At 54.5% G+C, this 19,946-nt stretch carries 18 protein-coding genes; 13 read left to right on the top strand and 5 right to left on the bottom strand.

Going from position 1 to position 19,946, the window contains the following annotated elements:
- Nucleotides 1-55: 55 nt before the first annotated feature.
- Nucleotides 56-907, bottom strand: a complete 852-nt coding sequence (locus EDC26_RS04555) for a transporter substrate-binding domain-containing protein (RefSeq protein WP_207915051.1) — start codon at nucleotides 905-907, stop codon at nucleotides 56-58.
- Nucleotides 908-1,163: 256 nt separating this feature from the next.
- On the opposite strand from EDC26_RS04555, the gene EDC26_RS04550 reads away from it, so the two are divergent.
- Both EDC26_RS04550 and EDC26_RS04545 read left to right on the top strand, forming a co-directional pair.
- On the top strand, nucleotides 1,164-2,369 hold the full coding sequence (locus tag EDC26_RS04550) for a M20 aminoacylase family protein (RefSeq protein ID WP_132580056.1): 1,206 nt from the start codon (nucleotides 1,164-1,166) through the stop codon (nucleotides 2,367-2,369).
- Between the two features lie 19 nt (nucleotides 2,370-2,388).
- Nucleotides 2,389-3,288: a LysR substrate-binding domain-containing protein gene (locus EDC26_RS04545; protein ID WP_132580055.1), complete on the top strand. Its 900-nt coding sequence runs from the start codon at nucleotides 2,389-2,391 to the stop codon at nucleotides 3,286-3,288.
- A 151-nt stretch (nucleotides 3,289-3,439) separates the two neighbouring features.
- Here the strand turns inward: EDC26_RS04545 and EDC26_RS04540 are convergent, their stop codons facing one another.
- Complete coding sequence (locus EDC26_RS04540; RefSeq protein WP_243700773.1) at nucleotides 3,440-4,054, bottom strand: TetR/AcrR family transcriptional regulator; 615 nt, start codon at nucleotides 4,052-4,054, stop codon at nucleotides 3,440-3,442.
- Nucleotides 4,055-4,353: 299 nt separating this feature from the next.
- On the opposite strand from EDC26_RS04540, the gene EDC26_RS04535 reads away from it, so the two are divergent.
- From EDC26_RS04535 to EDC26_RS04510, 6 genes are all read left to right on the top strand, one after another.
- A complete protein-coding gene (locus EDC26_RS04535) occupies nucleotides 4,354-6,474 on the top strand; it encodes a hydantoinase/oxoprolinase family protein (protein ID WP_132580053.1) in 2,121 nt (706 codons plus the stop codon).
- Nucleotides 6,471-8,189 (top strand): hydantoinase B/oxoprolinase family protein, encoded by a 1,719-nt coding sequence (locus tag EDC26_RS04530; protein WP_132580052.1) that lies wholly within the window; start codon nucleotides 6,471-6,473, stop codon nucleotides 8,187-8,189. The genes EDC26_RS04535 and EDC26_RS04530 overlap by 4 nt, the downstream gene beginning before the upstream one ends.
- A 67-nt stretch (nucleotides 8,190-8,256) precedes the next feature.
- Complete coding sequence (locus EDC26_RS04525) at nucleotides 8,257-9,261, top strand: ABC transporter substrate-binding protein (RefSeq protein ID WP_132580051.1); 1,005 nt, start codon at nucleotides 8,257-8,259, stop codon at nucleotides 9,259-9,261.
- A 15-nt stretch (nucleotides 9,262-9,276) separates the two neighbouring features.
- A complete protein-coding gene (locus tag EDC26_RS04520) occupies nucleotides 9,277-10,050 on the top strand; it encodes an ABC transporter ATP-binding protein (protein ID WP_132580050.1) in 774 nt (257 codons plus the stop codon).
- A gap of 5 nt (nucleotides 10,051-10,055) precedes the next feature.
- On the top strand, nucleotides 10,056-10,859 hold the full coding sequence (locus EDC26_RS04515) for an ABC transporter permease (RefSeq protein ID WP_132580049.1): 804 nt from the start codon (nucleotides 10,056-10,058) through the stop codon (nucleotides 10,857-10,859).
- A gap of 158 nt (nucleotides 10,860-11,017) precedes the next feature.
- Nucleotides 11,018-11,869: a DeoR/GlpR family DNA-binding transcription regulator gene (locus EDC26_RS04510; RefSeq protein WP_132580048.1), complete on the top strand. Its 852-nt coding sequence runs from the start codon at nucleotides 11,018-11,020 to the stop codon at nucleotides 11,867-11,869.
- Here the strand turns inward: EDC26_RS04510 and EDC26_RS04505 are convergent.
- Both EDC26_RS04505 and EDC26_RS04500 read right to left on the bottom strand, forming a co-directional pair.
- A complete protein-coding gene (locus EDC26_RS04505) occupies nucleotides 11,776-12,573 on the bottom strand; it encodes a class I SAM-dependent methyltransferase (RefSeq protein ID WP_132580047.1) in 798 nt (265 codons plus the stop codon). The two genes, EDC26_RS04510 and EDC26_RS04505, sit on opposite strands and share 94 nt — an antisense overlap.
- Before the next feature lie 238 nt (nucleotides 12,574-12,811).
- Nucleotides 12,812-14,188, bottom strand: a complete 1,377-nt coding sequence (locus EDC26_RS04500) for a chloride channel protein (RefSeq protein WP_207915050.1) — start codon at nucleotides 14,186-14,188, stop codon at nucleotides 12,812-12,814.
- Nucleotides 14,189-14,415: 227 nt separating this feature from the next.
- Between EDC26_RS04500 and EDC26_RS04495 the strand changes: the two genes are divergently transcribed.
- The 4 genes from EDC26_RS04495 to EDC26_RS04480 are packed head-to-tail and all read left to right on the top strand — an operon-like array spanning nucleotide 14,416 to nucleotide 18,353.
- Entirely contained in the window at nucleotides 14,416-15,501 is a 1,086-nt protein-coding gene (locus EDC26_RS04495; protein ID WP_425012272.1) for a polyamine ABC transporter substrate-binding protein, read from the top strand.
- 4 nt (nucleotides 15,502-15,505) lie between these two features.
- Nucleotides 15,506-16,633, top strand: a complete 1,128-nt coding sequence (locus EDC26_RS04490; RefSeq protein WP_132580045.1) for an ABC transporter ATP-binding protein — start codon at nucleotides 15,506-15,508, stop codon at nucleotides 16,631-16,633.
- 5 nt (nucleotides 16,634-16,638) lie between these two features.
- Nucleotides 16,639-17,550: an ABC transporter permease subunit gene (locus EDC26_RS04485; protein WP_132580118.1), complete on the top strand. Its 912-nt coding sequence runs from the start codon at nucleotides 16,639-16,641 to the stop codon at nucleotides 17,548-17,550.
- The gene (locus EDC26_RS04480) at nucleotides 17,547-18,353 is read left to right on the top strand and encodes an ABC transporter permease subunit (RefSeq protein ID WP_132580044.1); all 807 of its coding nucleotides are present in this window, start codon (nucleotides 17,547-17,549) and stop codon (nucleotides 18,351-18,353) included. Before EDC26_RS04485 ends, EDC26_RS04480 begins: the two co-directional genes overlap by 4 nt.
- Here the strand turns inward: EDC26_RS04480 and queC are convergent.
- On the bottom strand, nucleotides 18,350-19,057 hold the full coding sequence (queC, locus tag EDC26_RS04475) for a 7-cyano-7-deazaguanine synthase QueC (RefSeq protein ID WP_132580043.1): 708 nt from the start codon (nucleotides 19,055-19,057) through the stop codon (nucleotides 18,350-18,352). The genes EDC26_RS04480 and queC overlap by 4 nt on opposite strands.
- 253 nt (nucleotides 19,058-19,310) lie before the next feature.
- Here queC and EDC26_RS04470 point away from each other — a divergent pair, with 253 nt between their 5' ends.
- Nucleotides 19,311-19,943 (top strand): DUF1326 domain-containing protein, encoded by a 633-nt coding sequence (locus EDC26_RS04470; RefSeq protein WP_132580042.1) that lies wholly within the window; start codon nucleotides 19,311-19,313, stop codon nucleotides 19,941-19,943.
- The last annotated feature ends 3 nt before the right edge of the window (nucleotides 19,944-19,946 follow it).

The following is a 19,946-nucleotide window of genomic DNA, read 5'->3' as shown; positions in this document are numbered from 1 at the left end:
AGATCCCCGCCTGTCAGGTTAATGGTTTGAGGCGATTTGCGCCGCCTCCAAGAAGTTATTGAGGGGTGGCTTGGGTATAGTCCGCGCCGTACCATTTTTCGCTGATGGCTTTAAGAGTGCCATCTTTTTTCATTGAGTCGACCACGGTTGCGATTTTCTTGTCGAATTCCGGATCGCCTTTGTCGGTAACGATGGCAACCGGTTCCAGGAACGCGGTGTCGTTAGGGATCATTTTTACGGGATATCCGTGTTTGATGGCGTTTTCAGCGGTTGCTTTTTCGGCAATGACCGCACCAATACGTACCCCATCGCCCAAACGAAGGTCTTCGAAGGGCAGCATGGACGATTTATAGGTGATCATCTTGGGCGTGAAGTCCAGATACTTGAACGGCGGCACCGTGCTCATGTCCAGCTGCATGGCGTGATGCATATAGTCATCGGCCGTTGTGTCGCCTTCGACACCGAAGGTGACATTTTTAAGATCTTCGCGGGTCTTGGCTTTGGAGTCTTTGTGGACGACAAATACGTACGAACTGTAGTAGTAAATGGCGGGGAAGTTGATGTTGCGGGCGCGTGCCTTGGTCGGGGTGATCGAAAATACAGCCAGATCCCAGCGGTTATTCCAATGGCCGCCGGTCACCAATTTAAAATCGGGTGTTTCGAATTTGACTTTGACGCCCATGCGCTTGGCGATTTCGTTGGCGGCGTCGATGTCAAAGCCAGCCAGTTCATGTTTATCATTCAAAAAGGCGTGGGGTGGCCATTTGGCGCTAACAGTCACGACCAATTGCTTGGTTTTCTCGACGCGGTCGAGAACCACACCGGCGATGGCACTGATTGAAATGGCTGAAATGGCTGCGGCGAGCGCCATTTTGCCTACCGTTCGGATAAAAGCTTTATTCGTCATGGCTGAATGTCCTATGAGGGCTGTTTTGGCTTATGGGTACTATTTCGTTGCGTTTAAATGTAGCTAGCATCAAAATTGGCCTTTTGAAGCTTAATCGTAAACCGAATATAAGAAAAGTGAGGTTTGGTGTGATTGTCATGAGCTTATGGAATGATTCGTATCGAACCGCTTTGTATCGGGTTTAGCTCTGTCGCGGCTGGGAATGGACCACGTGTTTACCCTAGGTACGGAAAGGCACAATTTAAGAATGAAAGCCATGGATATTGTCGAGATTGACCAGACCCTGGATGAGTGGCACGAGGAAATGAAGGCGCTGCGCCGGGATTTGCATTCGCATCCGGAGCTTGCCTTTGAAGAGCATCGGACCTCATCTCTTATCAAGGACAAGCTGGAGCAGTGGCACATTGAGGTGGCCGACGGGATAGCGCTCACCGGAGTCGTTGGAATTATCCGTGGGCGGCAGACGGGCGCTCGGGCCATCGGGCTGCGGGCCGATATGGATGCTTTGCCGCTGAAAGAAGAAAATACCTTTGCCCACGCCAGTGTTCATGCAAATAAAATGCATGGCTGCGGTCATGATGGGCACGTATTGATGTTATTGGCGGCGGCCCGATTTTTGGCCCTGCATAATGATTTCTGTGGAACGGTTTACGTCATATTTCAACCGGCCGAGGAGAGCGGGGGCGGCGCCCAGAAAATGATGGCCGAAGGCTTGTTTGACCGCTTTCCCATGGATGCCGTTTTTGGAATGCACAACTGGCCCGGCCTACCCCTGGGGCATTTCGGCATTAAGCCGGGGCCTATTATGGCCTCTACCAACTCTTTCCACATAACGGTCAAAGGAAAAGGGGCGCATGCCGCGATGCCCCAACTATCCAACGACCCGGTCGTTGCCATTGCGCAGCTGGCCCTGGCCTTGCAAACGGTGGTGTCAAGGAATTTGAACCCCGTGTCGTCGGCCGTTTTAAGCATTACTCAAATGAATGTCGGCAGCGCACACAACGTGATTCCGGCGGCTGGAACCCTGGTGGGTTCGGTGCGTACGCTTGCTGTGGATGTTCTTGATCTCATTGAGAAACGGGTCAAGGAACTGTCTCTGACGATTGCCGAGGCATTCGGATGCGAAGCACAAGTGAATTTTGTGCGCAACGATCCACCGACGATAAACCATGATGAAGAAGCCGAATTCTGTCTGCAGGTCTTGAAGAGCAGCTTTGGCGAAAATGAAATTCATACCGATATCGAGCCCAGCATGGCTGCGGAGGACTTTTCCTGGATGCTGCTCAAAAAACCAGGCTGCTACATATGGATAGGCAATGGTGCGTTGACGCAGCCCGGCTCCGGCCACGGGACCATGTCCTGCGCCTTGCACAACAGCCATTACGATTTCAACGATCAATTAATAAAAGTCGGCGCCAGGTATTGGGTACGGCTTGCCTTGGCAAAGTTGCCGAATCAATAAATTCGAAGGACGACAGACGATGCGGAAAATGATTCCCAGCCTGGGAGCCCTGGAAATATTCGAATGTGTGGCGCGGCATGAAAATTTAACCCGGGCCGCGGAAGAATTGCACCTCACACAAAGCGCAGTGAGCAAGCAAATGATCGGGCTCGAGCACAAGCTGGGCGTGGTGTTGTTCAGGCGCGTAAAAAAGAGGATCGAGCTGACCCACTACGGCCAGAATTACGCGATGAAGATAAGAGGCTGCCTTGAGCGTATTGAGCGCACGACCTCCGATTTGATCATCCAGCGCGACGAAGGCTCGTCGCTGGATATTGCCATTGGCGCCACCTTTGCCACGCAATGGCTGATCCCGAAGCTGAAAGACTTTCGAAGCAAGTATTCAAAAATCAATATAAACCTGACCGTTAAATCAGACCCGTTTGTCTTGAACAATAGTCAGTTCGATGCCGTCATCTATTATGGAGACGATGTGTGGCATGGCACGAGAGGCGAGCTCTTGCTTCGGGAAGGCAAGGTGGTTCCGATTTGCAGCCGCGAACTGATCGACGACATACCGGAAGTTTCGGCCGAAATTATTGCCCAATTTCCTTTATTGCATCTGTCTTCGCGAGAAGAGGCGTGGAAGCAGTGGTTCGCGACGGCTGGTCTGGCCGATGATTCAAGGCCGCTGAGGGGCTGTCGGTTTGAACTGTTTACGATGTTGACCAGTGCGGCCATATCGGGGCTGGGTGTGGCGCTGGTGCCCGAGATTTTTGTTTCTAAAGAACTGGCCAATGGCGCGTTGCTTATCCCCAGCCCCCATTTCATTCCGAATGAGCAGGGATACTACGTTTCCTACAACGACGACCCCATCAACAAAGAGGCGCTGGAGGTTTTCGGCTACTGGTTGCGGGGCCGCTGCAACGAGGGGGTTTGAGGGCTGCGGATTTTGGCAGCCACAAGGGCTGCCGCTACATAACGTACCCGTCACCCTTGTGGCTGCCATTTACCCCTTGTTGTAGCGGCACCCCTTGTGGGTGCCATCAACGATTTTTTGACAGCATTTTGATTGCCACAGGGCGGACGGGTCAGGAAGGCTTGGCGGCCGCGCCATTTGCCGTACGCGTACCCAGATCGCACAGATAACTGAGCACCATGTCAGGGATATGCTTGAGTCGGCTGGCGGTGCGCTCGGGTGTTCCCAGATCGGTTCCTAGGACATAAGACAAGGTATGGCGATTTGAAATGCAGTATGCGCCCAAGCCTGATATGGATATGTAAAGGTCGATCCAGTCGACGTCTTGTCGAAAGACGCCTTTATGCTTGCCTTTTTCAAGAATATTGTCCAGCGCAGATTTAAGCGGATTGAACATGGCCGTGATCTTTTGGGACTTCTTGATGTGCTTCGCCTTGTATAGGTTTTCCGTTGACAACAACTGAATAAATTCGGGCTGGTCAATGAAGTGCTGAACGGTTTGTATCACTAATGTTCGCATATCTGCGATGGGATCCTCACCGGGAAGAGCCAGTTCATTCTGCCGTTCGCGCATTGCGCCGTACGCTCGCTCCATGACTTCGATAAATAACGCTTCTTTTCCGGAGAAGTAGTGGTACAGCAGGTTTTTACTTATTTTGCAGCGCGCCACGATAGCGTCGATGCGCGCGCCGTCGTAACCGCGCACGGCAAATTCTTTATAGGCCATTGACAAAATGCGTTCACGCGTCGCCTTGGCATCACGAACGCGGGGTTTTGTTGTTTTGGCGAGTTTCGCGGGTTGCATTGCGTTTTTGTAAATCCTTCTTGTTAACGGCGAGTTTACACGGAGCGGTGTCTCTTGCAGTTGAACATCTAAGTGGAAACCCTAGATTGAAAAGCTTGACGATAGAGTATCAAGTCATTATTGTACTAACTAGTTAGTTACTTGTGTTGACGAAATATTCTTTGCGCCTTTGTTCGCAAATTGCGTTACGGCCTGACGATTAAATAGGGAATGACAGCTAGATGAACAATCCAGTGAACGCCGTCCATGGAGTACGTGTGGGTTGCGATATAGGCGGTACATTTACCGACATCGTATTGGCAATGCCCGATGGCCGCCTGTTTGTCAATAAAACGTCTAGTACGCCGCATGATCTTGGCCTGGCTATTGTTCAGGGTTTGAGCCGCCTTATCGAGCAGTCCGGAATTGACCCTGGCGATATTACCGAGATTGTGCACGGCACGACCACTGCGTCCAATACCATTTTGCAAAAGGCGGGTGCGTTAACGGGTGTATTGACAACCGAGGGCTTTCGCGATGTGCTGGAGATTGGGCGCATACGCACTCCGACCATGTTCGATCTGGCGTGGCAAAAACCTGTGCCATTGGCAACGCGCCGTTATCGACGCGGGTTGAAAGAACGTATTGGCGCCAGCGGCGACATTGTGACGCCTCTTGATGCAGACGAGGTAATCAATACGGTTCAGGAAATGGTTGATGAGGGCGTCCAGGCCATTGCCATCTGTTTTATTAATAGTTATATCAACCCAATTCACGAACAGATCGCCAAAGCCATTATTGAGAAGGCGTTCCCTCATGTGCTGCTCAGCGTTTCTTGCGAGGTGTTGCCTGAAATCAAGGAGTACGAACGCACCAGCACCACGGTAGTCAATGCATATATTCTGCCGGCAATGCGCGATTATCTGTCCCGTCTTAAATCCGAACTGGAACGCATGGGGGTCAAAGCGTCGTTGCAGGTCATGGCCTCTAATGGCGGCATGATGGGAATTGCTTCGGCTACGTTAAAGCCTGTGTTCGCCGTGGCCTCTGGTCCGGCGGGGGGTGTGGCGGGGGCAGCGCAAATTGGTCTGCTCAATCATGACAAAGAGCTGGTCGTTTTTGATATGGGCGGCACAACGGCCAAAGCATCGATCATTATCGATGGGGTGCCCTCTCTGACGACAGAATACGAATTTCGCGACGGCATCAGCGCGCCGAGTCGTTTTATCAAAGGAGGGGGGTACGTATTGAAGGTGCCTGCCATAGATATTGCCGAAGTGGGCGCCGGTGGCGGGTCCCTGGCGTGGATCGATGCGGGAGGATTACTGTGCGTCGGACCGGAATCGGCCGGAGCCGTTCCCGGCCCTGCGTGCTATGGGCTTGGCAATGATTACCCTACGGTTACCGATGCGAACATGGTTTTGGGTTATCTGAACACTCACGCATTGGCCGGCGGGAGTCTTAAAGTCGATCCGGAGTTATCGCGTCAGGCAGTGCAGATGCATATAGGCGATCCGCTGGGTCTTGATGTACTGGTCGCTGCGCATGGCATACGCCGTGTGGCTAATGTGAACATGGCGCGTGCCATTCGGGCTGTGACGATCGAACGGGGCCGTGACCCACGTGAGATGACCATGATTGCGTTTGGTGGAGGAGGCCCCCTGCATGCGGTGGGTGTGGCCAAATTGCTGGGCATCAGTAGAGTGATTGCTCCCGTGATGGCCGGGGTTTTCTGTTCGGCCGGAATGCTGACGGCCAATGCAGAGCATCATTTCGTCAAGGCTATATTGCGCCCGCTTGATTCTATAAGCTCGTCCCTTGTTCAGAAAGCGGTCGACGATTTATTAGCTCAGGGAAAGTCTGTGCTTGCTGCAGAAGGGTATGACGCGGCATCGGTGGATACGACGGTTAGCATGGATTTGCGCTACCTGGGTCAAAGCTCCGAATTGACTGTACCCTTGGCAGGCCAGCTTGGCGAGAAACAAACGATTGCCCGTTTGGTGGGCGATTTTAGTGAGCTGTACGAACGTACGTTTGGCTATCGCAGCGATGAGCCGCTTGAATTGGTGAATGTGCGTGTGCAGGTGTACGGACGTAGCGACCAGCGCCTGGATTTTTCCCGTATTCAGGTTGATGCGAGTGCGCTATCGGGCTTGTCGGGCAGCCGCAAGGTAAGTTTCGACCCTGATTTTCCGCCGTGTGATACGGAACTGATCTCCCGCGGCGAAATGAACGCCGCACGCAGGCAAGGCCCGGTGATCATCGAGTCCTATGACACTACGATTGTCGTGCCCCCTGGTGCAAGCGCCTGGGCTGATGCTGTGGGCAATATTGTTATAGACATTGATCAGGAGCCTGTATGACCCTATCCATTGATCCCATTACCTTTGCGGTCATCAAAAATGCAATGGATGCCATCGTCGACGAGGTTGCTTACACGGTATTGCGCACGGCGCGCTCCGAGATTGTCAAAGACGTCATGGACTATTCGGCGGCCATTTGTGATCGCGAAGGCCGTATGATTGCACAGGCCAAAACGATTGCATTGCATCTGGGAGCCGTCCCCGAGGCCATGGATGAAGTGCTGAAGCGTTTCGGCCGCGACCTGAATCCTGGCGATGCAGTGATTTTGAACGACCCGTATGAAGGAGGAATGCATCTGCCGGATATTTTTATGTTTGTCCCCTTTTTTTACAAGAAGGAGATTGAGGGCTTTTGCGTAGTCATTTGTCATCATACGGATATGGGCGGACGCGTGCCAGGATCGAACGCTAGCGATTCGACTGAGATTTACCAAGAGGGTTTGCGCATTCCGGTTCTGAAACTTTATGACGCGGGTCGCATTAATGAAGCGATCGAACGCCTGATAGCTTGTAATGTCCGCGTTCCAGACCGTGTTCTGGGCGATTTGCGGGCTCAGTATGCGGCAGCGCAGGTGGGCGTTCGCGAGCTGACGACGTTATTGGACCGGTATGGCCGCGAGCCGGCTCGTGCTTATTTTTCGGAATTGCTCGATTATGCCGAACGCCTTACGCGCGATGAGATTCGGGGGTGGCCCAAAGGAACGTTCACGTTCAAGGACTATATCGATGACGATGGCCTTTCCCCCGATCCCATCCCCATCTGTGTGGCGCTGACCGTTCACGATGACTACGTGAGCGTTGATTACACAGGCTCTTCGGATCAGGTTCGTGCGGCAATCAATTCCACGCTTTCTTATACCAAATCGTGCACATACTTGAGCATACGGTGCGCATTAAAGGGCGATGTACCCAATAACGCAGGGGTTTTTCGGTGTGTGGAAATTCACGTGCCGGCCGGTTCGGTCTTGAACCCGCATGAGCCGGCAGCTGTTGCGGCCCGAGCTCTGACCGGCTATCGGGTGTTCGATGCCATGCTGGGTGCATTGGCCCAAGTCGTTCCTGACCGGATTCCGGCGGCGGGCGAGGGCGGCAACACGGTGGTATGTCTTTCGGGTAAAACCGATCAAGGGAAGTCGTACATTATTGTGGACATGATATGCGGTGCGTGGGGTGCGCGGCCAGATAGCGATGGTATTGAAGCGATCACCAATGCATCGCAGAATTTGTCGAACACCCCGGTGGAAACACTTGAAGCCAACCATCCCGTCCGCGTCGAGAGCTACGAGCTGATTCCCGATTCCTGCGGTCCTGGCCAGTTTCGGGGCGGATTGGGCATACGCCGAAGCTATCGTGTGCTGGCCTCTGAAGCGTTATTGCAGTTACGCGCCGATCGCATGAAGTTTCAACCGTATGGCTTGGCAGGCGGTGGCAGTGCCAGTGCCGCAAAAAATCTATTGCAACGAGGCAGTAATGTACAGCACCTTGCCAGCAAGGTCGGAATGGCGATCTTGCGTGATGACTTGGTTACCCATTGCCAGCCAGGCGGCGGTGGCTTTGGCGACCCGATCAAGCGCGAGCTGAAAGCCATTGGCCACGATGTATGGGATCAGAAAATCAGTGCGCAATTTGCGCGCCAACATTATTGGGTGGTGGTTGACGAAAAGACGGGTCAGGTCGACGAACCAGCGACGCACGCCTTGCGCGCCAACAGGTAAAGGAAAATGGTTTATGTGGTGGCTTGCATAGGGATTTATAACGTTAAGGCTATAACAGGAGAGGGACATGAAGAGGAATACTGGAGTTTTTCGATATCTGACAGGCTTGTTGGCCGGTGCAGTAATCGGCGCACTGACTATCGCGGCGCCCGCCCAGGCGGCTGAGTCGTTGTTGGTACGCCTGGATTTTTCACCATGGGGCATGCATGGCGCGATGCATCTGGCCAAAGAGAAAGGCTGGTTCGCCAAGGAGGGATTGAACGTTGAAATCCAGGATGGTACCGGGACGATCAATACGTTGCAGTTGTTGGCGGCCGGTAAGGTCGATGTAGGCCAGGTGTCGCTAGGCACTATGGCGGTGGCCAAAGAGCATGGTCTGGATTTGATCTCTATTGCGGGCTTTGCTCGCAGTGGCGACCTGGCGGTGATGACAGACGAAAAGCTGGGCATCAAGAAGCCGAAAGACTTGATCGGCAAAAAAATCGTGTGCTTCACCGCGAGTCCATGGGCACCGTTCATTCAACCTTATCTGAAGGCGAATGGGATCCCCGATGGGGCCGTAAATGTAGTCATGGTGGCGCCCAGTGCCATGGTGTCTACCTATGCATCAGGCAATGCCGATGGATTCATGTCGCAAGCTCCTTTTGGCCAGCCGATGGTAAAAAAAGCCCGGCCGGCCAGTGCTTTGTTGCTTGCTGACAGCGGAATCAGTTTTCCCAGTTATGGATTGGTGTCGACATCGAAGGTGATTTCGGCAAAGCGCGATGCCGTAAAAAAATTGGTCCAGATTGAAGTGCGAGCCTGGAAGTATATTTATGATGGCCATATCGACGAAGCTGTGGCCGCCATTCTGGCGCAACGCCCTAATGCCAAACTTGATCCGACCGTGCTGAAGGGCCAAATCGAAGCGTATCGGCCTTTTTTCAACAGCCCGAGCGGCAAAGACGTTCCGTTTGGCGTTCAGACCGATGCGGACTGGGCCGCTGCGATTAAATCGATGGAGCAGACCGGCCAGATCAAGCCCGGACATAAGCCCGCCGACTACTACACTAATTCGCTATTGGCGAATTAATAAAGGAGATGTGTTGTGGCTGGTTTTCTGGAAATCGCGGGGCTCGATAAGACTTATCGTTCACAGCGGGCGCCTGTACACGCCTTGCGGAATATCGATTTGGAAATTTCCGAGGGCGAATTCGTATGCATTGTAGGGCCCAGCGGTTGCGGTAAAAGTACTTTGCTCAGGTGTATGGCAGGGTTAGAGCCGATTTCGGGAGGCCGGCTGGCCTTGCAGGGAAAACTGATTACGGCGCCTCCGCAAAACATGGGGGTTGTGTTTCAGCGCGATTTATTGCTTGAATGGCGAAACATTCTTGATAATGTCTTGATCGCCGCCGAGCTGCATGACCTTCGCCGTAGTGATTACAAGGATCGGGCTTGTGAGCTGCTGACCCTGTTCGGGCTGGATGCTTATCTGGATCGTTATCCTCGTGAGCTGTCGGGCGGCATGCGTCAGCGTGTTTCGATTTGCCGGGCGTTGCTGACCGATCCGCAGTTGCTGTTGATGGATGAGCCCTTTGGTGCGCTCGATCCGTTCACTCGGGATGAGCTCAATTCGGAATTACAGCGTACCTGGCTGGCGACTAAAAAAACCATCGTGTTTATTACGCATTCCATTACAGAGGCCGCGTATTTAGGCGATCGGGTAGTCGTCATGTCGCGCAACCCCGGGCATATTGAAAAAATCGTTCCGATTGCTCTCGAGCGGCCTCGCGGGCTGGATGTGCGCGACACTGCCCAATTTGCTGATTGCGTTGTGCAAATCCGGGAAACCTTTCGTGACTTGGGTATTTATAAAGGGTGAGCGCTGTGAAATATCTGTGGGCCAAAACCGAGAGCAGTCGATTGATATTGCTAACCGTACTGGTGCTCCTTTGTATCTGGGAGGCGGGGGTACGAGTGTTCGAAATCAGGGAATTCATGCTGCCTGCGCCCTCCAAAATCATAGTCGAATTTTTTCAGTCGCCTCGTTATCTTTTGATGCAAAGTCTGAGCACTTTGCAGACCACCGTTGTCGGCTTTGCCTTGGCCGTTGTTTTGGGCGTTGTAGTGGCAATTGGCATCGTGTCGTCCCGATTTCTTGACCGCACGCTGTATTCATTGCTGGTTGCGCTGAATGCCGTGCCTAAAGTGGCCTTGGCGCCGCTGTTTATCATATGGCTTGGCACGGGCGCCGCGCCAAAAATTGCCGTTGCCATGCTGATCGCCATTTTTCCTATTTTGATCGATACGGTTCTTGGGCTGAAGTCGGCTGATCCGGAAATGCTGGATATGGCTCGAGTGAATCAGGCTTCCCGTGCCAAGATACTTTGGAAAATACGATTTCCGAATGCGCTGCCCAGCATTTTCTCTGGCATGAAGGTGGGGGTTTCGTTTGCCCTGGTCGGTACGATTGTAGGGGAATTTGTGGCAGGTGGTTCGGGGTTGGGCCACGTGATTTTGGTTGCACAAGGCAGTTTCGACACGCCGACGGTATTCGTAGCGTTGGCACTGTTATGCGTTTTGGGCGTGTTTCTGTTCAAATTAATTGAGATTTTTGAAAAGAAATTGCTCGGCTGGCATGCCTCACAGCGCAATCCACCGCCTGGCGGTGTTGTGCCAGTGGGACCTTGAGGTCGGGTTTGTCTTACTGAGTTGTTGTTCGTTGGCGGGATAGGGCCAGGCCTGGCATAACGTTTTCGTGTAAAGTAATTTACGTTATCATGTAATAAACATATAATTTAATTACATATTTACTGACGATTTGCCATGAAAACTGAGTCTCATTCGCTATGAATTCCGAACCCGCAAAACTGAACAAGCGGCAGGCTGAACTCGTCAAGATGGTGACGCGAGAAGGTTATGCAACGATAGAGGCTTTGGCGCTACGCTTTAATACGTCGCAGCAAACGATTCGCCGCGATATCATCGCGCTTGATGAGCGGCAGATTTTGCAGCGGTTTCATGGTGGCGTTGGGGTGATCAACGAAGACGCTCAGCCTTTATCCGTCGAGGTGCAAAATCCGGCAATAGAGGCAACACAGGCCATCGCAGACACGGCGGCCCAATGGGTCAAAGCCAAAATGACGGTGTTTATCGATGTGGGCGCCACGGCCGAAGCGCTGGCCCACAGTCTGTTGGCCAATAACGCGGCGTTTCGCGTGGTGACATCAAGCCTGGTGGTAGCTTTGATCCTGACCGAACAAACACAGATTGAAACAATCGTGGTTGCCGGGTCCGTAAAGACTCTCGATGGTGCGGTGATTGGCGATTTGGCCACGTCGGTGGTCAATATGTTCAAGTATGACTATGCCTTCATCAGCTTTTCCGATTTCGATGCCGACGGGTCGCCGATGGATTTCGACATCAATAAAGTATTGGTGAAACAGGCGGCGATCAGGCGCGCGGACGCTGTGGTGGGCATTGCCGATGCGAACACCTATCGCCGTCAGGCCAGCGTTCGCCTAATGGATGCGGGCGACCTGACCTATTTTATTTCAGACACCATGCCGCATGCCGACCTGAATCAGCAGCTGGTCAAGGCGGGTGTTCAAGTCGTTGTGGCACAACCCGCTACTACGGCCCCGGCGGGGCGGCTCGACTCTATCCATGCTGTGTCGATGGCAAACGAGCAGTCTGCCTGAATTGAAAAGTAGTCGCGAGCTTCCTTGGGCAGGGCGCCCATGGTGGTCTGTAGTGCCGCCACGCGAGCGGGCGCTGTGCCGATACGCTTGATCCAGGCGTCGAAATTCAGCGCCAGTTTCCAAGTGTCGCTATTATCCACGCAAAGGCCTGCCGCGCCCAGCATCGCGCGCCACTCCGACTCGCGGTAGTCGCGCACATGCGAGGCGTCGCGCAGCAACTCGATGGTTTGCAGCACGGTGTCGTAGAGCGGCGTTTGCGGCGCGACGACATCGATGATGATTAATGTGCCGCCGGGAGCCAGGACCCGGGCGGCTTCGGCTATCGACGCCTCAATCTGCATCCAGTGATGGGCCGAGTAGCGGCTTACGATCAATTCAAAAGAGGCATCGGCAAAGGGCAACGCGTCCACCGAACCCTGCTGTGTGGTCAGATTGCCCAGGCCGCGCCGGGTTGCTTCTTCTTTAACGACGCCCAGCATCTCTTCGGACAGGTCATACGCCACGACTTGCCCGACCGCGCCTGCCGCCGCCGCGTAGCTTGCATGGCCGCCGCCGCAGCCCAGGTCCAGAATTCGGTTCGGTTGTTGCTGTTGGACACGGCGGGTCAGGCGCTGCAGATCGGCGCCCTGAGCGTGAACAGCGCTGGTCAGGTAGTTTTTGGCGGTGCTGCCGAATTGTCGGTTAACTAAATCGTATTGGTCCATGATGCCTTCTTCTGTCAACGAAATGCCGGTGGCAGCCACAAGGGCTGGTCGGGATGTTCTGTAGTGCCACCCCTTGTGGGTGGCAAAATGGCAGCCACAAGGGCTGCCGCTACAAAAAAGGTGAATGCCACCCCTTGTGGCTGCCAAAACCGAGGTGCGGAGCGTTCAGTGTAGGAGCGCTTCAATACTGGAACAAGGCCATTATTTATACTGGTATTAGTTCTTACTACCCTTTTTTCTATTTCTGTATTGGCTTTGTATTCCTGGCCCCCTTTGATTTGCGGCGCCGAAAGAATTGCATTTTTTTCAGCAGGCCGTAGGAAATATGAATTTTGTCCCGACTCAGGGCCGCATCGGGGGTGTAAACCATCCAGGATGATTTGGAGTAGGCAAGGAGCTGGCCCGAGTACACGCTGCGGTGTCCTACGATGATATAGGCCGTGACGCAGGCGCATGCCACATACATGCCCGATGAACTGCCGAATAATTCAAGCCCCATGAAAACGGCGGCGATCGGTGTATTGGATGCGGCGGCTACGACGGCCACCATCCCGATGGCCGCGCCCAGCGCGGGGTCGATCCCCAGCAAATGAGCAAACGCATTTCCGGCCAGTGCGCCAATCACGAACTGGGGTGTGACGATGCCGGCGTAAAAGCCCGACCCCAGCGTGATGGCCACGAGCAGCGACTTCCACAGGAAGCCCAGGAAGGCAATGTCCTTGCCGTGCAGGGCGTCGTTCATCAATGGCAGGCTCAGGCCTAGATAACCTGTGGGAATGACGAGGATCAGAGCCGCGAGTATCAGGCCGCCCATGAAGGGAATGAGCGGCATCCAGATATGAAACTGCCGCTGGACGAATGTGAAGAACGAACGTATCTGTTCAATGAATTCGATGAATAGCCAGGAGACGAGCCCGCACAAAATCCCGATCAGAATGACTTTCGCAAACAGGGAGTCCGAGAAGTGCACCGTCATGTTCAATGGGAAGTAATCGTAAGTGATCCCCCAAAATTTGCTGACCTCGAAGGACGTGATCGCCGCGATGACGGCGGGGAAAATGAAATCGTGGCGTATGCGTCCAATGGCCAGCATCTCCACGCCGTATATGGCGCCGGCAATAGGGGTGCCAAAGACACTGGCAAAGCCCGCGCTCACCCCGCAGGCAACGATGCGCTTTTGCAGCTCGGGACTTAACCGGATCAACCGCCCGAACCAGGACGCGAGCGTCCCCCCGATGTGAGAGCAGGGGCCTTCCTTGCCGGCCGATCCGCCCAGCGCCAGAGTAATAATGGCTGCGATGGGTTTGATCAGTGACGTTCTGTAGGGCATGATGCCCGAGCGGGTATGCACGACGGCAATGACCGAGTCGTTCGTGCCGCTGGTTGATTTGCCATAGCCGTAATACAGAATCAGCCCATTCAGTATGCCGCCCAGTGGAAGGAGAACCATCTGGAACCATAATGGGATGTGAGCCGTTTGCGCCGTGGAGTAAAACAGGGCATGTAAAAAAGCGCTGGTTCCGGTTCCTGCAATAAGCCCGGTAATGATCGCCAGAAAAAGCCATCGCACAATTGTCGCCAGCATGACGAGCGGCTCGATATAGTTGGCTCGCATCGAGTTTTACACCTTGTGGAGATTATCGTCAGGTTCGACCATATTTGTTGTGGGCGGTCAATTGTACAGTTCCGTAATCCGTTGCGGCATTGCAATGCGCAGCCGGGCGGGTCGGCCCGGCATGTTGCGCGTTAAAAAATCCAACATTGAACCTAAAAGGCTTTATCATCACGGTTTTTCGTGCTTTGTTTTATAGCCGGAGGGCTCTTGCGATGAGGTTCTGTTTGATGCCGCGATTGGTAATGGGTGCTGCAATGGCCATGCTGGCTGGCGTGTCGTTCGCCCAGGATAGGGTAGTCAATGTGTACAACTGGGCGGAATATACCGCACCGGACACGATTTCGGGGTTTGAAAAAACGACAGGCATCAAGGTTCACTACGATGTCTACGATAGCAACGATACGTTGCAGGCCAAATTGCTGGCAGGTAAATCAGGCTATGACGTGGTGGTGCCTACCACTAATTATGCCGCGCGCCAGATTGAAGGCGGCATTTTTCAGAAGCTCGATAAGACGAAGATGCCCAATCTGAAATACCTGGATCCCGATATCATGGCGCTGGTGGCCAAAGTCGATCCGGGCAATCAGTATTTGGTGCCTTGGGGCTATGGCACAGATGGCCTGGGTTACAACATCACCAAGGTCAAGGAGATTATGGGTGCCGATGCGCCGCTGGGCAGCTGGGATATGCTGTTCAAGCCGGAAAATGCGGCAAAGCTCAAGGCTTGCGGCATTTCGATGCTGGACGAAGCGGCCCAGGTATTTCCGGCCGTCCTGCACTATCTGGGCAAGGATCCCAACAGCAGCAACCCGGAGGACTATAAGGCGGCGCTCGATTTGCTGAAAAAAATACGCCCGTATATCCGGCAGTTCAGTTCGTCGGGCTATATCGACGAATTGGCGGGCGGCGACCTGTGCATGGTTTACGGCTATTCCGGCGATGTATTGATTGCACGCCACCGGGCTCAAGAGGCCAAAAAGGCCTACGACATCAACTACTACATTCCCAATGGCGGCGCGCCTGCCTGGTTCGACACCATGGCCATCCCGAAGGACGCTCCTCATGTTGCCGAGGCCCTGGCATTCATCAATTACATCGAAACTCCGCAGGTGCATGCGGCCATTACCAACACCATGTTTTATCCCAATGCCAATAAAGAGGCGCGCAAATACGTACGGAAGGAAGTCGCCGATAACCCCATGATCTACCCGCCACCAGACGTAGCCAAGACCCTGTTTGTAATCAAACCGCAGCCCCTGGCGATCCAACGGCTTCAAACACGCATGTGGGCCGAACTCAAGTCGGGCCGCTAGGCATATGGACAGCCGGTTGACGGGGCATGCGCGGCCGTCCGATCCGGACGAGTTCGTCCGGGTCAGCGATCTGGTCAAGATTTACGGCGACACGGTAGCCGTGAAGTCGGTGGATTTGTCTGTGCAGCGCAATGAGCTGTTTGCCTTGCTGGGTAGTTCCGGTTGCGGCAAATCGACCTTGTTGCGCATGTTGGCCGGTTTCGAAGCCGTGACTTCGGGGCGGATTTATCTGGATGGCGAAGACATCACGGATCTTCCCCCGTACCGGCGGCCGGTCAACATGATGTTCCAGTCCTATGCCTTGTTCCCGCATATGACGGTAGAGGCCAATGTGGCTTTTGGCTTGAAGCAGGAAGGCATACCTAAAAACGAAATACACGAACGGGTTTTCGAGGCGCTGGATCTGGTGCAGATGGCCGGCTTTTCACGCCGCAAGCCGCAGCAACTGTCGGGCGGCCAGCAGCAGCGGGTGGCGCTCGCGCGCAGCCTGATCAAACGCCCCAAGCTGCTTTTGCTCGACGAGCCCATGTCGGCGCTGGATAAACAGATACGTCAAAAAACCCAAATCGAACTGGTCAAGATTCTCGAGCAGGTCGGGGTGACCTGCATTATCGTGACGCACGATCAGGAAGAGGCCATGACCATGGCCAATCGGCTGGCGGTCATGACCGAAGGGCAGATCGTCCAGTGCGGCACGCCGCACGATGTATACGCGTTTCCCAATTCGCGTTTCGTCGCTGGTTTTATCGGGTCGACCAATTTTTTCAGCGGCACGATCATCGTCGATGAGTCCGACCATGTGCTGATCGAAAGCGCCGACCTTATGCGTCCCCTGTACGTCAGCCATGGCATCAGCGAACCTCTGGGCATGCAAGTGCATGTTTCGGTGCGGCCTGAGCAGATGCGTGTATTGCGCCAGCAGCCTGCAGCCGAATTCAATTGGGGGCATGGCATGGTGAGCCATGTGGCGTGGCTGGGCAGTTATGCGCTATATCAGATCCGTCTCGATTCCGGCCTGGTGATTAACGCGAGCGTGCCCGGCATGACGCTGGCCCAGGCCGATGCGCCAGGCATCGATGAGGAAGTGTTCGTGAGCTGGGCCAACGACAGCGCCACGGTGTTGCCAACGTGAAGAGCCTGCTGCGTCGCCGCGCGTGGTGGTCGAGGCACTCATTGGTGGTTGCGCCGCCTTTTGTCTGGCTGCTGCTGTTTTTGCTGCTGCCGTTTGTGCTGGTTTTTAAAATCAGCTTCGCCGACCTGAAGTTCGGAATTCCGCCTTATACCTCCCTGGTGGAACTGAAAGATCACACGCTGTCGATCGCTTTGCATTTACGCGGCTACGCCTTGTTGTTCAGCGACAGCCTGTATATTGCAACCTATTTGAGTTCAGTCAAGATTGCGGCGATTACGACTCTTTGCTGTGCTCTGATCGGTTACCCCATGGCCTATTGCATAGCCCGGTCCAATCCGGCTGTCCGCAATGTGCTGCTGCTGGGCGTGATATTGCCTTTCTGGACTTCGCTGCTGTTGCGTGTTTACGCCTGGGTGGGGATTCTGCGCAACGACGGCTTGCTCAACAAGGTATTGCTGTGGCTGGGGCTTATCAAGACGCCGCTTGAAATCTATCGTACGGATCTGGCGGTCTACATTGGCTTGGTCTACGCGTATCTGCCGTTTTTTATTTTGCCTTTGTATGCCAATCTGGTGAAGCTCGATGAACGCCTGCTTGAAGCCGCCTACGATCTGGGTGCGAAGCCCTGGCGGGCGTTTTTGCGTGTCACCTTGCCGCTGTCGATGCCTGGTGTTATTGCGGGGGCAATGCTGGTGTTTATCCCGGCGGTGGGCGAATACGTGATTCCCGAGATGTTGGGGGGCGCCAATACGCTCATGATGGGCCGTGTCATGTGGACGGAATTCTTTAACAATGCCGATTGGCCCATGGCGGCGGCCATAACCTGCGTCATGGTGCTGTTGCTGCTGGTGCCACTGGCGCTGTTCCAATACAACCAGGTCAGGCAGCTTGAAGCCGAGCGCCGGGGGGAGCCATGAGGCCACGTAATCGCGCCTGGCGCGCCTTGGTCCTGACGCTGGGCTACCTTTTTCTGTATGTGCCTATTTTGTGCCTGATGGGGTTTTCCTTCAACGGATCGTCGTTGATGACATCCTGGTCCGGGTTTTCCTTTAAGTGGTATCACCAGCTGTTTCACGATGAGGCTCTGCTCAGCGCCGCGTGGCTATCGTTGCAGATTGCGACGTTGACCGCCACAGCGGCGATGGTGATTGGAACCTGGGCCGCCTATGTGCTGGTGCGGATGGGGCGGTTCCGGGGATTTGCCTTGTATATAGGCATGCTGAGCGCTCCTCTGGTCATTCCCGACGTAGTGCTGGGTATCTCGCTGCTGCTCATGTTCGTGGAAATGAGCAAGGTGCTGGGCTGGCCCGATGGCAATGGCATGTTTACGATCTGGGTCGGGCACACCACAATGTGCGTAGCCTATGTGGCGGTCATCATTCAGGCTCGCATACGCGATCTGGACCGTTCCCTGGAGGAAGCCGCCCTGGATTTGGGAGCCTCCCCGCTCAAGGTGTTTTTTGTCATTACCGTGCCCTTGATCGCCCCGGCGCTGGCCGCCGCGTGGCTGTTGTCATTTACCTTGTCGCTCGACGATGTGGTGATAGCCTCTTTTTTGTCCGGGCCCGGCTATACCACTCTGCCGCTCGAGGTGTTTTCGCGGGTGCGCTTGGGGCTGCGTCCCGAGGTCAACGCCCTGGCCACTTTGTTTATTCTGGTCGTCGGTATTTTTGTCGTCGTGGCCAATCGCATGCAGTGGCGCAAGCCGCCGGCTAATTAGTCGGGGGCAGGCTCGGCCGCATACGCCTTGAATCCGTTTGCCCGCAATTCGCATGCCGGGCATATGCCGCAACCATAGCCCCAGGCGTGACGGGTGCTGCGGTCTCCGAGGTAGCAGGTGTGGGTGTCTTCGCAGATCAGCCCTACGAATTCCTTACCGCCCAGTTGCTCGGCCATAAGCCAGGTTTGCCGTTTGTCCAGCCACATCAGCGGCGTCTCGATGACCAGGGGCTTGTCCATACCCAGGTTCAGGCTTGCTTGCAGAGATTTCAGCGTGGTGTCGCGGCAGTCCGGGTAGCCCGAGTAGTCGGTTTCGCACATCCCTCCGACCAGCACCGATAGGTCTCGGCGATAGGCGATGGTAGCCGCAAAGGTAAAAAACAGGAGATTTCTGCCGGGAACAAAGGTATTGGGAAGGCCATTTTTCTCGAAAGCGATGCCGGCTTCCCTGGTCAGCGCGGTATCGCTGATATCGCCCAGGACATGGAGATCGATCAGGTGGTCGTCGGCGAGACGCGAGGCCCACTCTGGATAGTCGGTGCGTATTTTCGAAAGAATGGTGCGCCGGCATTCGAGCTCGACGGAATGCCGCTGACCGTAATCGAAACCCACTGTTTCGACATGAGCGTAGTGTTTCAGGGCCCAGGCAAGACAAGTGGTGGAGTCCTGGCCTCCGGAAAACAATACAAGTGCTTTAGTGTGCATAGGATGATCTATTTGTTACGGGAATTTCTGTTTGTTACGAAAATTCGGCTCATATGCCTGTAGCGGCACCCCTTGTGGGTGCCATTGTAGCGGCGAGTGTGCGCGCCTGTGACCAGGAGGAAGCCCATTTTCTAGTACTTTTGGCCTAAGCCTAAAGAGTTCTCAACCGCAAAGTTCTTTATGCTAAAAGAATGCATAGGTCTATCTTGACTAACCTTTTTGATTTGCCCACATACCCTTACGGGAGAACGATATGGCATACGCGAATTGGCGCCTCGAAGGCGAATGGATCAAGAATTGTACTTGTGCATACGGTTGCCCCTGCGATTTCAATGCAAGGCCGACCGCGGGTAACTGCCAAGGCCTTGCGGGCATGCGCATCACGAAGGGGCATTTCAATAGCACAAGTTTGGATGGGTTGAGCTTTTTCGTGGTGGTGTCCTTCCCCGGTGCACTGCACGAAGGTAACGGACAACTGCAACCGATTATCGACGAGCGGGCCAGCGCGGCGCAGCGCGAGGCGTTGTTCAACATCCTGTCGGGGGAAAACTCGGCGGAAGGGACGCTGTTCAATATCTTCAGTCTCATTGTGACCAAGATGCACGACCCGATCTTCGCTCCCGTCACGTTCCAGTTTGACCAGGCAGCCCGTACTGCGCATCTGACCATTCCGGGCGTGCTCGAAACCGAAGTTGAACCGATCAAGAACCCGGTGACCGGTGCAGCGCACCGCATTCAGGTCGTGATGCCGGCCGGCTTCGAACACCGCATGGGCGAAGTCGCTTCGTCCAATATCCAGAGCACTGGGGCGATCAAGTTCGAGATGCGGGGCGGGCACAGCACGCTGGCTCACGTCGTGCAAACGCCGCAAGGGGTCGAGGCCTGAATG

Source organism: Paralcaligenes ureilyticus (genome assembly GCF_004346225.1).
In the GTDB taxonomy this organism is placed as follows: Bacteria; Pseudomonadota; Gammaproteobacteria; order Burkholderiales; family Burkholderiaceae_B; genus Paralcaligenes; species Paralcaligenes ureilyticus.
The sequence above is the reverse complement of the archived record's forward strand: the minus strand, read 5'-3'. Positions and strand labels throughout refer to the sequence as shown.